11 protein-coding genes are annotated in these 12,023 nt (G+C 66.2%); 7 read left to right on the top strand and 4 right to left on the bottom strand.

Annotated elements, in window-relative coordinates; genetic code table 11:
- The first annotated feature begins 137 nt into the window (after positions 1 to 137).
- From hflK to AB3G45_RS13660, 4 genes are all read left to right on the top strand, one after another.
- On the top strand, positions 138 to 1,268 hold the full coding sequence (gene hflK / locus AB3G45_RS13645) for an FtsH protease activity modulator HflK (RefSeq protein ID WP_367831077.1): 1,131 nt from the start codon (positions 138 to 140) through the stop codon (positions 1,266 to 1,268).
- A complete protein-coding gene (gene hflC / locus AB3G45_RS13650; RefSeq protein WP_367831078.1) occupies positions 1,268 to 2,212 on the top strand; it encodes a protease modulator HflC in 945 nt (314 codons plus the stop codon). Before hflK ends, hflC begins: the two co-directional genes overlap by 1 nt.
- 7 nt (positions 2,213 to 2,219) lie before the next feature.
- Positions 2,220 to 2,408 carry a DUF2065 domain-containing protein gene (locus tag AB3G45_RS13655; RefSeq protein WP_367831079.1) on the top strand — a complete coding sequence of 63 codons (189 nt, stop codon included), beginning with the start codon at positions 2,220 to 2,222 and terminating at the stop codon, positions 2,406 to 2,408.
- Between the two features lie 126 nt (positions 2,409 to 2,534).
- The gene (locus AB3G45_RS13660; protein ID WP_367831080.1) at positions 2,535 to 4,061 is read left to right on the top strand and encodes a DegQ family serine endoprotease; all 1,527 of its coding nucleotides are present in this window, start codon (positions 2,535 to 2,537) and stop codon (positions 4,059 to 4,061) included.
- Between the two features lie 163 nt (positions 4,062 to 4,224).
- Here AB3G45_RS13660 and serB read toward each other — a convergent pair whose 3' ends face one another.
- A complete protein-coding gene (serB, locus tag AB3G45_RS13665; RefSeq protein ID WP_367831081.1) occupies positions 4,225 to 5,115 on the bottom strand; it encodes a phosphoserine phosphatase SerB in 891 nt (296 codons plus the stop codon).
- Between serB and miaA the strand changes: the two genes are divergently transcribed.
- Entirely contained in the window at positions 5,114 to 6,031 is a 918-nt protein-coding gene (gene miaA / locus AB3G45_RS13670; protein ID WP_367833579.1) for a tRNA (adenosine(37)-N6)-dimethylallyltransferase MiaA, read from the top strand. The genes serB and miaA overlap by 2 nt on opposite strands.
- A gap of 17 nt (positions 6,032 to 6,048) precedes the next feature.
- Here miaA and AB3G45_RS13675 read toward each other — a convergent pair whose 3' ends face one another.
- A complete protein-coding gene (locus tag AB3G45_RS13675) occupies positions 6,049 to 8,115 on the bottom strand; it encodes an ATP-binding protein (protein ID WP_367831082.1) in 2,067 nt (688 codons plus the stop codon).
- A 45-nt stretch (positions 8,116 to 8,160) separates the two neighbouring features.
- Positions 8,161 to 8,535, bottom strand: coding sequence for a hypothetical protein (locus AB3G45_RS13680; RefSeq protein ID WP_367833694.1), 375 nt, complete (start codon positions 8,533 to 8,535; stop codon positions 8,161 to 8,163).
- Here AB3G45_RS13680 and AB3G45_RS13685 point away from each other — a divergent pair.
- Positions 8,461 to 10,239: an acetolactate synthase 3 large subunit gene (locus AB3G45_RS13685; RefSeq protein ID WP_367831083.1), complete on the top strand. Its 1,779-nt coding sequence runs from the start codon at positions 8,461 to 8,463 to the stop codon at positions 10,237 to 10,239. The two genes, AB3G45_RS13680 and AB3G45_RS13685, sit on opposite strands and share 75 nt — an antisense overlap.
- A 19-nt stretch (positions 10,240 to 10,258) precedes the next feature.
- A complete protein-coding gene (ilvN, locus tag AB3G45_RS13690) occupies positions 10,259 to 10,831 on the top strand; it encodes an acetolactate synthase small subunit (protein ID WP_367831084.1) in 573 nt (190 codons plus the stop codon).
- 223 nt (positions 10,832 to 11,054) lie between these two features.
- On the opposite strand, the gene AB3G45_RS13695 is transcribed toward ilvN, so the two are convergent.
- Positions 11,055 to 11,900, bottom strand: coding sequence for an aldo/keto reductase (locus AB3G45_RS13695; RefSeq protein WP_367831085.1), 846 nt, complete (start codon positions 11,898 to 11,900; stop codon positions 11,055 to 11,057).
- Positions 11,901 to 12,023: the final 123 nt, after the last annotated feature.

Here is a 12,023-nt window from a genome sequence, read left to right on the forward strand (position 1 = left end):
TTTGCCGCACAAGCCTGCAAGCCCACGCGGATTTGTTGAAAGGTGCCGGAGGGATACCTATAACGGGTTCACCTCGCGCAGCGCGGTGAAGCATTCCGCGAAGCGCGGCACGTAGGGATTTAAAGAAAGAGGTATTGATGCCCTGGAGCAATCAGAACGGCGGCGGCGGCCCTTGGGGCGGCGGCGGCGGTGGAAACAATCAGGGGCCATGGGGGCAGGGACCGAACCGGCCCCGCGGTGGCGGCGGAGGCAGCGGCAATGGCGGCCCGCCCGACCTTGAGGACATCATCCGGCGCGGCCAGGACCAGCTGAAGAACGTCATGCCGGGCGGCATCAACGGCGGCGTCGTGGTCATCGCGCTGCTTCTCGTCGGCGTCTTCTGGCTGATGAACGCCATCTATACCGTCCAGCCGGACGAGCGCGGCGTCGAGCTGCGCTTCGGCAAGCCGAAGCAGGAAGTCTCCATGCCCGGCCTGCATTTCCATCTCTGGCCGCTCGAAACCGTCGAGCTCGTCAAGATCACCGAGCAGCAGCAGAATATCGGCCGCCGCGCGGCGTCTCCGGGCTCCGACAATTCCGGCCTGATGCTCACGGGCGACCAGAACATCGTCAACGTGCAGTTCTCGGTACTCTATTCGGTCACCGACCCGCAGTCCTACCTCTTCAACCTCGAATACCCGGCCGAGACGCTGCAACAGGTTGCCGAAAGCGCCATGCGCGAGGTCGTCGGCCGCCGTCCCGCCCAGGACATCTTCCGCGACAACCGCCAGGCGATTGCCGAAGGCGTGAAGACGACGATCCAGGCGACCATGGACGCCTACGGCGCCGGCATCTCGATCAACACCGTCGCGATCGAGGACGCGGCCCCGCCGCGCGAAGTGGCCGATGCCTTCGACGAGGTGCAGCGCGCCGAGCAGGACGAGGACCGTTTCCTCGAAGAAGCCAACCAGTACGCCAACCAGAAGCTGGGTCTTGCCCGCGGCCAGTCCGCGCAGATCCGCGAAGAGGCGGCCGCCTACAAGGACCGCGTCGTCAAGGAAGCGGAAGGTGAGGCGGCACGCTTCCTCTCCATCTACGAACAGTACAAGGTCGCTCCCGACGTCACCCGCAAGCGTCTCTTCCTTGAAACCCTGGAAGAGGTGATGAAGAACTCCAAGAAGGTCATCATCGACGAGAAGCAGGGCGGGCAGGGTGTCGTTCCCTTCCTGCCGCTGCACGAACTGGGCCGCGACGCGACCCAGCAGCAGAGCGTAGGAGGCACGCAGTAATGGGCAACCGGATACCGACCATTCTGATCGCCGTCGGCGTTCTTCTCTTCATCGCCTATTCCTCGGTGTTCGTCGTCAACGAGCGCCAGCAGGCGATCGTCATCCGCTTCGGCCAGATCCAGGACGTCAAGGCCGAGCCCGGCCTCTACTTCAAGCTGCCCTTCGGCTTCATGGATGCCGACAGCGTGCAGTACATCCAGGACCAGGCGCTGCGCTTCGACCTCGACGACATCCGCGTCCAGGTCTCGGGCGGCAAGTTCTACGAGGTCGATGCCTTCGTGGTCTACAAGATCACGGATGCCCGCCGCTTCCGCGAAGCCGTCTCGGGCGACCGGGAATCGGCTGAAGCGCGCCTGCGCACCCGTCTCGATGCGGCTCTGCGCCGGGTCTACGGTCTGCGCGGCTTCGAATCCGCCCTGTCCGAAGAGCGCGCGTCGATGATGCGCGAAGTCCGCGGCGAGCTGACGAACGACGCGTCGAACCTCGGTCTCACGATCTCCGACGTGCGTATCCGCCGTACGGATCTCACGCAGGAAGTCTCGCAACAGACCTTCGAGCGCATGAAGGCCGAGCGTCTTGCCGAAGCCGAACTCATCCGCGCGCGCGGCAACGAGGCCGGCCAGCGCCGCCGCGCCATCGCTGATCGACAGGTCGTCGAGTTCGTCGCCGCCGCGCAGCGCGATTCGGAAATCCTGCGAGGCGAGGGCGACGGCGAGCGCAGCCGCGTCTACGGCGAGGCCTTCTCGCAGGATGCGGCCTTCTACGACTTCTACCGGTCGATGAGCGCCTACCGGACCTCGCTGACCGCGTCCGACACCACGCTGGTGCTGTCGCCGCAGTCGGAGTTCTTCCGCTACTTCGAGGACGCTGCCGGCACGACGCCCGCAACCTCGGGCGCGGCAACGGGCACCGGCACGACGACGACGCCGTCGACCGCAGACTGAGAACGGCATGTCCGATTTCCTGACGGGGATCGCGTTCTTCCTGATCATCGAGGGGCTGGTGTACGCACTGGCCCCTTCGGTTTTGAAGCGCATGGCGCAAATGCTGCCGCAGATTCCGGAAAGCCAGTTGCGCACGTCCGGGCTTGTCGCCGTGGCACTCGGCGTCGCCCTGGTGTGGTTCATCCGCGGCGCGTGAACGCGGCCCTTGCGGCTGCCCGCGAAGACGGGCAAGACTTCACATGAATTCAGCGTGCCGGACTGATTTTTGCCGTATCCGCGGCAAACACTCGCCGCGACAGTCAGACGAAAGAGGATGCCGACCATGGCTTTGAAGATGAGGTCCAGCGTTGCCCATGCGGCACTCGCGCTCGCGGTGAGTTTCTCGCTGGTCGCGGGCGGGCCGTTCGCAGGGCCGGCGCTGGCGCAGGCCAACAGGCAGGCCGGCCCGGAATCGGTCGCGGACCTTGCCGAGAGCCTGCTCGACGCCGTGGTGAACATCTCCACCTCGCAGAACGTCAAGAGCGACGACAAGGCGCCCATCCCGCAGGTGCCGGAAGGCTCGCCCTTCCAGGATTTCTTCGACGAGTTCTTCAAGGGCGAGGGCGGCGAGGGCTCCAACCAGGGCCAGACCGTCAACTCGCTCGGCTCCGGCTTCGTCATCGATCCCTCGGGCTTCATCGCCACGAACAACCATGTCATCGAGGGGGCCGACGATATCGAGGTGAACTTCGCCAACGGCTCCAAGCTGAAGGCGAAGCTCGTCGGCACCGACCCGAAGACCGACCTGGCGCTCCTGAAGGTCGAGCCGAAGGCGCCGCTGAAGGCCGTGCCCTTCGGCGATTCCCGCACCATGCGCATCGGCGACTGGGTGATGGCGATCGGCAATCCGTTCGGCCTCGGCGGCTCGGTGACCGTCGGCATCATTTCCGCGCGCGGGCGCAACATCAATGCCGGCCCCTACGACAATTTCATCCAGACGGACGCCGCCATCAACCGCGGCAATTCCGGCGGCCCGCTGTTCAACATGAAGGGCGAGGTCATCGGCATCAACACCGCGATCATCTCGCCCTCGGGCGGGTCGATCGGCATCGGCTTCTCGGTGCCGACGGAACTGGCGCAGAACATCTTCCAGCAGCTGCGCGAGTTCGGCGAGACGCGGCGCGGCTGGCTCGGCGTGCGCATCCAGCCCGTCACCGACGACATTGCCGAAAGCATCGGCATGAGCGAGGCCAAGGGCGCGCTCGTCGCCGGCATCATCAAGGGCGGGCCGGTCGACAACGGCTCGATCATGACCGGCGACGTCATCACCCGCTTCGACGGCAAGGATGTCGACGAGATGCGCGATCTGCCGCGCGTCGTCGCCGAAAGCCCGGTCGGCAAGGCGGTCGACGTCGTCTTGCTGCGCGACGGCAAGGAGATGACCGTCAAGGTCACGCTCGGCCGCCTTGAGGACGGCGAGAAACAGGTGGAGGACGACGAAGTCACCCAGGACGAGGGCACGCCCGACGAAGGCACGACGCCCGAGACCGGCGACGCCCAGCCTGGCAAGGTCGACACGGTGCTCGGCATGGGCATCAGCGACCTCGGCGAAGAGGCGCGCAAGACCTTCGAGATCGTCGAAAGCGTCAAGGGCGTCGTCATCACGGAAGTGGCGCCCGATTCGGCCGCCGCCGAGCGCGGCATCGTGCCGGGCGACGTGATCGTCGAGATCGGCCAGGAGGCGGTGACGACGGCGGAGGAGGTGCGCACCCGCATCGCCAAGCTGAAATCGGAAGACCGCCGCAACGCGCTGATGATGATCGCCAACCGCAGCGGGGCGCTGCGCTACATCACCGTGCGCATCGATTAGGGCGAGTCCCTTCAGGGGCTTGCGGGCAAAAGGCGAGATAATGAATCAGGCCGCTGGAGCATCGCTTCAGCGGCCTTCGTTTGCCGGCAAAGCCGCCCTGCCGCTCCTTCGTCATGGCCGGGCTTGACCCGACCCTTCACGCCACGGGGTGCGACGGTGGGGGTCAGGCCGTCACGAAATCCGACTTGCGGTAGCCCTGCAGGTAGAGCAGGGCCGTGAGGTCGCCGTGGTCGATGCGGATCTTCGCCTCCGCCGCGACGGCCGGCTTGGCGTGCAGCGCGACGCCGGCGCCGGAAAGATGCAGCATGCCGAGGTCGTTGGCGCCGTCGCCGACCGCCATGGCCTCCTCGGGAGAAATGCCGAGGCGTTCGGAAATCTCGGTGAGGGCGTCGACCTTGGCCTGCTTGCCGAGGATCGGCTCGGCCACCGTGCCGGTCAGCCTGCCGTCGGCGTCGAGAAGCAGGTTGGCGCGGTTCTCGTGAAAGCCGAGCGTTGCGGCGATGCGGCTCGTGAAGACGGTGAAGCCGCCGGAGACGAGGGCGGTGTAATAGCCCTTCGACTTCATGGTCGCGATCAGTTCGCGCCCGCCGGGCGTCAGCGTGATGCGCTTTTCGATCACCTCGTCGATGACGGAGACGGGCAGGCCCTTGAGGAGGGCGACGCGCTCGCGAAGCGCCGGCTCGAAGGCGATCTCGCCGTTCATGGCGCGGGCGGTGATGCCCGCGACCTTGTCCTTGAGACCGACTTCGGCGGCAAGCTCGTCGATGCATTCCTGGCCGATCATCGTCGAATCCATGTCGGCGATCAGCAGTTTCTTGCGCCGCGTCTCCGCTTCCTGGATGGCCAGGTCGACGGGTTCGCTGCCGATGACGGCGCGGATGGCGCTCTCGGCGGCGGCAAGGTCGCTGCCGTCGCGCAGCGCGATATCGCAGGCGATGCCGTCGGCGAGCCAGTAGAGGCCGGAGGCCTCGACCGCGTCGGCGGCCTTTTCGGCGAGGGACGGCGTCAGGACGGGATTTGACGGATTGGCGACAAGCGTGGCAACGAAAGCCATGATGAGAAACCTCGATCGAAAGCGGGACGCGATCCTGATAACGGGCCCGACGGCCAGCGGCAAGTCCGCGCTTGCCGTGCGGCTGGCGGCCGAGCACGGCGGCGTGGTGGTGAATGCCGACAGCATGCAGGTCTACGACACGCTGGACGTGCTCACCGCCCGTCCGCGCCCGCACGACATGGCCGGCATCGAGCACCGGCTCTACGGCCATGTGTCGGCCGGTGCCGCCTATTCGACCGGCGACTGGCTGCGCGAGGCGACAGCGGTCGTCGCGGACTTGCGGGCGCGGGAGACGCTGCCGGTCTTCGTCGGCGGCACGGGGCTCTATTTCCGCGCGCTGACGGGCGGGCTCTCCGACATGCCCGTCATCCCCGAGGCGATCCGCACGCACCTGCGCGAACGGCTTGCCGAAGAGGGCGCCGAGGCCCTGCACCATGCGCTTGCCGCGCGCGATCCGCAGACGGCGGCGCGGCTGAAGCCGGGCGACGGCCAGCGCATCGTGCGGGCGCTGGAGGTGCTGGAGGCGACGGGGCGCTCGATCTCGGCCTTCCAGGCGGCGACGGGGCCGGCCGTCATCGACGCGGAAAGGGCGGAGAAGATCGTTGTCCTGCCGGACCGCGCGGTGCTCGCCGCCCGCATCGACCGGCGTTTTTCCGAAATGCTGGCATCCGGCGCGGTGGCGGAGGTGGAGGCGCTGCTGGCGCTCGACCTTCCGCCCGCCATGCCCGTTATGAAGGCGATCGGCGTGCCGCAGATCGCGGCCATGCTGGCCGGGACGATGAGTGCGGCGGAGGTCGCCGAGCGCGGGGCGGCGGCCACGCGACAATATGCCAAGCGCCAGATGACCTGGATCCGCAACCAGCTCGACGAGAGCTGGCGACGCATCGATCCGCTGGCCGCCGGCGGGACGGCGTAGCGGCCGGCGCGAAGGCCTCAGCGGCGGATCAGGCTGCTCAGCGGTTTCTTGAGAAGCTGCTCGCGGATGGAGCCGTCGCGCCGCGGCTCCTGCTGCTCGCCGAAGGCGGGCGCGGGACGGGCCGGCTGGCGATAGGGATCGGCCGGCGGCTGGCGCTGCGGCTCGGCGGTCAGTTCGCGGCGGATCGCCTCGAAACGTTCCTGGGGCGAGGGGTCGTAGGCGCCCTGGGCGCCCGGCAGCATGTCCGGCCGGTACGGCTCCTGCAGGGAGGGCTGGGCGGCGGGACGCGCGGCCGCGGCGGCCTGCAGCGTCTCGACATAGCCCTCCTCGTCCTCGTAGGGCGCGTCCTCGTAGCCGGTCGGCAGGGCAGCGTTCTGGCCCTGGGCGGCGAGAAAGGAATTCTGGAAGCCGGAAATGTCGGGTCCGGTGATGGCGCGCATGCGGGCGACGATGGAGCGCAGGTCGACGCTTTGCGGCGTCTCCTCGCTGATCTTGACGCCGGTGCCGTTCGCCTTCGGCAGGCGGCTGGCCTCGACGCGCGAGAAGCGCATGCGCATCGGCACGGCCACGGCCTCGCCGAAGGCGATCGCCTCGCCGTTGCCGATCGAGGAGATGAAGCTGGTCGTCGAGGACGAGGAGTTGGGGATCGCCGAGCGGATGATCTCCTGGTCGTGCTCGTTGGCAAGCCGCATGGCGAAGATCGTCGAGCACTGGGAGAGGATCGTCGGGTCGAGTTCGCCCGGGCGCTGGGTGATGATGCCGAGCGAGACGCCGTATTTGCGGCCCTCCTTGGCGATGCGGGCGATGGCCTGGCGCGTCGGCATGAAGCCGAGCTTCATGTCGGCCGGCACGTAGCGGTGCGCCTCCTCGCAGACGACGAGCATGTGCACGCCGCCGTTGCTCCACAGGCCGATCTCGAAGGCCATGCGGCAGAGCACGGAGGCGACGGAATTGACGACCTCGGAGGGAATGCCGGCGAGCTGGAACGTGGTCACCGGCTTGCCGTCGCCGGGAATGCGGAAGATGCGGGCGATCGTGTCGAGGATCGTGTCGGTGATCGTGTTCGAGGAGAACATGAAATGGTAGCGCGGGTCGTTGATCGCCGACATGATCTTGACCTTGAGCGAGCGCAGGTGCGGCTTCTCCGCCCGGCCTTCGAGGCGTCCGATGCGCTCGTCGACGAGGGCGAGCAGGTCGGCGATGCGGAAGGGCACCGGCGTGTCGGCCGTCACCGAGCTCTTCTCGCTCGTGCGGCGCATCAGGCCGTTGTCGCTCGTGCCGCGGAAGGCGCGCTTGGCCTCCGGGATGAGGTCGCGCAGGATGTCCATCTCCTCGGGCACCGGCGGGCGGCCGCGGAAGATCACCTCGGCGAACTCCTCCAGGCGGAACAGCCAGAAGGGCAGGTCCAGCGTGTCGGTGTCGACGATGACCGCAAGCTCGCCGAAGGCGGAGGCGAATTCGTTGTGCGGGTCGAGGATGAGCACGCGCAGGCGCGGATCGGCCTGGATGGCCTTGTGCAGCAGCAGCGTGACGGAGGTGGACTTGCCGACGCCGGTCGTGCCGACGATGGCGAAGTGCTTCTCCAGCATGGAGGGCACATGGATCGTCGCGTCGATCGTCTCGTCCTGCGTCAGCTTGCCGATGGCGCAGACGTCGTTCTTGCCGGTGTCGTAGACCTTGGCGAGGTCCGAGGCGCGGATGCGGTGGGCGATGGCGCCGAGATGGGGATAGTCGGTGATGCCGGCGGAGAATTCCTCGCGGCCGTCGGCGCTGACATGCACCTCGCCCAGAAGCTCCACCTCGATGCGGAAGACCGTGTCCTGATTCTCCGCCCAGCTCTGCTGGTCGGTGGACATGGAATAGACGAGGGCGACGATGCGGTTGCGGCCGACGGAAATGGAGATGAGCCGGCCGACGGCCCACAGTTCCGTGAGCGCCGTTTCCCCGCCTTCGGCGATGGCGCTGATGGTTGCGCGCGAGCCGTTGCACGCGACGACGCGCCCAAGCAGCCGGTTGCCCGATACGCCGTCCCGACGTTCCTGCTCGCCGGCGACGATGGAACTTTGAAAATCACTGTTCAGCAATCACGGCACTCCTTGCCATCAAAGGCGAAGTCTAACGGCCGGCGCTTAATAAGACGTTTCGTCGTGATGCACCCCTTGATTGCAATTTTGAGGATCGGCGCGAATCCGTGCCGTTTCGAAACAGGCGGAAAGGCGTTGACGTGCGCGGGCTTTGCCGGTAACACTTCGGCCCATGAAAAAACTGACGGCTATCATTCTTGTGGTGGGAAGGCGCATGGGCAGGGTGGTGTAACCATCCGGCGAAAGCACCCATGCGCGGTAAGCAGGCTCCTCCAAGGGGCCTTTTTTTATGCCCAGAAATTCGTTAATCACACCTGAAATACCAAAGAGACGGACGGAAATCCGATGAGCGGAACAGAAAATCAGATGACGGGCGCCGAAATTGTCCTGCAGGCCCTGAAGGACAACGGCGTGGAACATATCTTCGGCTATCCGGGCGGTGCCGTCCTGCCGATCTATGACGAGATCTTCCAGCAGGACGACATCGAGCACATTCTCGTGCGCCACGAGCAGGGCGCCGGCCACATGGCCGAAGGCTATGCCCGCTCCACCGGCAAGGTCGGCGTCATGCTCGTCACCTCCGGCCCGGGCGCCACCAATGCGGTCACGCCCCTGCAGGACGCGCTGATGGATTCCATCCCGCTCGTCTGCCTCACCGGCCAGGTTCCGACCACGCTCATCGGCTCGGACGCCTTCCAGGAATGCGACACGGTCGGCATCACGCGCCCCTGCACCAAGCACAACTGGCTGGTCAAGGACGTCAACGAACTCGCCGGCGTCATCCACGAGGCCTTCCGCATCGCGCAGTCGGGCCGCCCGGGCCCCGTCGTCGTCGATATCCCGAAGGACGTGCAGTTCGCGACCGGCACCTATACGCCGCCTTCCGCCGCGCCGATCCAGAAGAGCTACCAGCCGAAGGTCACGGGCGACGCGAACCAGATCGCGGCCGCCATCAGCCTGATGCGCTCGGCCCGCCGGCCGGTCATCTATTCCGGCGGCGGCGTCGTGAATTCCGGGCCGGAAGCCTCGCGCCTCCTGCGCGAACTGGTCGAGATCACCGGCTTCCCGATCACCTCGACGCTGATGGGCCTCGGCGCCTATCCGGCCTCCGGCAAGAACTGGCTGGGCATGCTGGGCATGCACGGTTCCTACGAGGCGAACATGGCGATGCACGACTGCGACGTCATGGTCTGCATCGGCGCGCGCTTCGACGACCGCATCACCGGCCGCCTCAACGCCTTCTCGCCGAACTCGAAGAAGATCCACATCGACATCGACCCGTCCTCGATCAACAAGAACGTCCGCGTCGACGTTCCGATCCTCGGCGATGTCGGCTCGATCCTGGAGGACATGGTGCGCCAGTGGCGGGCCGCCGGCAAGGACTACGACAAGGCGATCCAGGGCGATTGGTGGTCGTCGATCGCCCGGTGGCGGGCGCGCAATTCCTTTGCCTACAAGCAGAGCAACGACGTCATCATGCCGCAATACGCCATCCAGCGGCTCTACGAACTGACCAAGGACCGCGACACCTACATCACCACGGAAGTCGGCCAGCACCAGATGTGGGCGGCGCAGTTCTACGGTTTCGAGCAGCCGAACCGCTGGATGACCTCGGGCGGCCTCGGCACGATGGGCTACGGCTTCCCGGCGGCGATCGGCGTGCAGGTCGCGCACCGCGACAGCCTCGTCATCGACATCGCGGGCGACGCCTCGATCCAGATGTGCATCCAGGAGATGAGCTGCGCGGTTCAGTATGACCTGCCGGTCAAGATCTTCATCCTGAACAACCAGTATATGGGCATGGTGCGCCAGTGGCAGCAGCTCCTGCACGGCAACCGCCTGTCGAACTCCTATACGGAAGCGATGCCCGACTTCGTCAAGCTCGCGGAAGCCTATGGCGGCGTCGGTATCGCCTGTGACAAGCCCGGCGATCTCGACGGGGCCATCCAGGAGATGATCGACGTCAGGCGCCCTGTCATCTTCGATTGCCGCGTGGCGAACCTTGCCAACTGCTTCCCGATGATCCCCTCGGGCAAGGCGCACAACGAAATGCTGCTGCCCGACGAGGCCACGGACGAAGCGGTCGCCAATGCGATCGACGCCAAGGGCCGCCAGCTCGTTTGATGTAGAGGTAGAGAAAATCATGAACGCACACCTTCAGCCCACCGGCTCTGCCTATTTCATCGCCAAGGAAACCCAGGTCGCGGAGAGCCACACGCTCTCCGTGCTGGTCGACAACGAGCCGGGCGTGCTTGCCCGGGTCATCGGCCTGTTCTCCGGCCGCGGCTACAACATCGAGAGCCTCACGGTTTCGGAGACCGAGCACGAGGCGCATCTTTCGCGCATCACCGTCGTGACGCGCGGCACGCCCGGCGTTCTCGAACAGATCAAGTCGCAGCTCGAGCGCATCGTGCCGGTCCACCGCGTCGTCGACCTCACCGTGCGCGCGAAGATGCTCGGCCAGGAGCGGCCGATCGAGCGCGAAGTGGCGCTGGTCAAGGTCACGGGCTCCGGCGAGATGCGTGCGGAGACCCTGCGCCTTGCCGACGCCTTCCACGCCAAGGTCGTCGATGCGACGACCGAGCACTTCATCTTCGAGATCACGGGAAAATCGTCCAAGGTCGATCAGTTCGTCGCGATCATGAAGCCGCTCGGCCTCAGCGAGGTGTGTCGCACGGGCATCGCCGCGATGAACCGCGGCCCGCAGGGGATGTGAATAGGCGAAGCGGGCGGTGGCTCGAACTCGTGAGGCGGTGCTTCCGCTTCGGAGCCTCCTGCAAGCCCGCTTCCTCTCCTTTGTCATCCTCGGGCTTGACCCGAGGACCCACATTCCCACGGCACGCCTTGAGTTTGTGGCATGGATCCTCGGCTCAAGGCCGAGGATGACGTCGCGGGTGGGAAGGCTTTTCGGGAAACGGGAAAGCCCTTTTTCATGCGGATCAGATCATCTCCAGCGGCCGCTTGCGCGTCGGCGGTGGGAAGGCCTCGTCGAGGAGGCGCAGGTCCTCCGAGGTCAGGCGGATCTCGGCGGCGCGGAAATTCTCGCGCACCCGGTCCGGCGTCCCGGATTTCGGGATGGCGATGACGCCGGGCTTGGTCAAAAGGAAGGCGAGGGCGACCTGGGCGGCGCTCGCCTTATGGATGCGGCCGATCTCCTCCAGCACGGGATGGCCGACGAGGCGGCCTTCGTCGAGCGGCGAATAGGCCATGATCGGGATGCCCTGCACCTGGCTCCAGCGCAGGAGATTGAACTCGATGCCGCGGCGGGACAAATTGTAAAGCACCTGGTTGGCGACGGGCCGGGCGGGTTCCGCGACGTCGAGCAGTTCCAGCATGTCGTCCTGGTCGAAATTGGAGACGCCCCAGGCGCCGATCTTGCCCTCGGCCTTCAGCGTCTCGAAGGCCTCGACCGTCTCGGCGAGCGGATGGTTGCCGCGCCAGTGCAGCAGGTAGAGGTCGAGATGGTCGGTGCCGAGCCGTTTCAGGCTCGCCTCGCAGGCGGCGATCGTGCCGCTGCGGCTGGCATTGTGGGGCAGCACCTTGGAGACGAGGTACACCGCATCGCGCCGCCCCCGGATCGCCTCGCCCACCACCGTCTCCGCGCCGCCGTCGGCATACATTTCCGCCGTGTCGATCAGCGTCATGCCGAGGTCGAGCCCGGCGCGCAGGCTGTTCGCCTCTTGCGTCCTCGATACGTCGCTTTCCCCCATGTGCCAGGTGCCGAGGCCGAGGGCCGGCACCTGCCGACCGCCGGGGAACGTGACTGCCGGTAATTCCGCTTTCATGGTACGCTCCGCTTGCAAGGGCCATGCATCAGCCAGCCGAATTGCATGCATGACAAGAATTGGCTGGTCGTTGCAAGGAGATGGATTATCAATCGGAAAAAACAATCCGGATTTTCAGGACCA

The sequence above is a fragment of the Shinella sp. S4-D37 genome (genome assembly GCF_040812195.1).
In the GTDB taxonomy this organism is placed as follows: domain Bacteria; phylum Pseudomonadota; class Alphaproteobacteria; order Rhizobiales; family Rhizobiaceae; genus Shinella.

What these genes read in the sequence shown, in the direction of transcription:
- AB3G45_RS13695 (WP_367831085.1), bottom strand. Translation starts at nt 11,900, where the DNA reads ATGAAAGCGGAATTACCGGCAGTCACGTTCCCCGGCGGTCGGCAGGTG.
- ilvN (WP_367831084.1), top strand. Translation starts at nt 10,259, where the DNA reads ATGAACGCACACCTTCAGCCCACCGGCTCTGCCTATTTCATCGCCAAG.
- hflC (WP_367831078.1), top strand. Translation starts at nt 1,268, where the DNA reads ATGGGCAACCGGATACCGACCATTCTGATCGCCGTCGGCGTTCTTCTC.
- hflK (WP_367831077.1), top strand. Translation starts at nt 138, where the DNA reads ATGCCCTGGAGCAATCAGAACGGCGGCGGCGGCCCTTGGGGCGGCGGC.
- AB3G45_RS13680 (WP_367833694.1), bottom strand. Translation starts at nt 8,535, where the DNA reads ATGTTCCACGCCGTTGTCCTTCAGGGCCTGCAGGACAATTTCGGCGCC.
- AB3G45_RS13660 (WP_367831080.1), top strand. Translation starts at nt 2,535, where the DNA reads ATGGCTTTGAAGATGAGGTCCAGCGTTGCCCATGCGGCACTCGCGCTC.
- AB3G45_RS13655 (WP_367831079.1), top strand. Translation starts at nt 2,220, where the DNA reads ATGTCCGATTTCCTGACGGGGATCGCGTTCTTCCTGATCATCGAGGGG.
- AB3G45_RS13685 (WP_367831083.1), top strand. Translation starts at nt 8,461, where the DNA reads ATGAGCGGAACAGAAAATCAGATGACGGGCGCCGAAATTGTCCTGCAG.
- serB (WP_367831081.1), bottom strand. Translation starts at nt 5,115, where the DNA reads ATGGCTTTCGTTGCCACGCTTGTCGCCAATCCGTCAAATCCCGTCCTG.
- miaA (WP_367833579.1), top strand. Translation starts at nt 5,114, where the DNA reads ATGATGAGAAACCTCGATCGAAAGCGGGACGCGATCCTGATAACGGGC.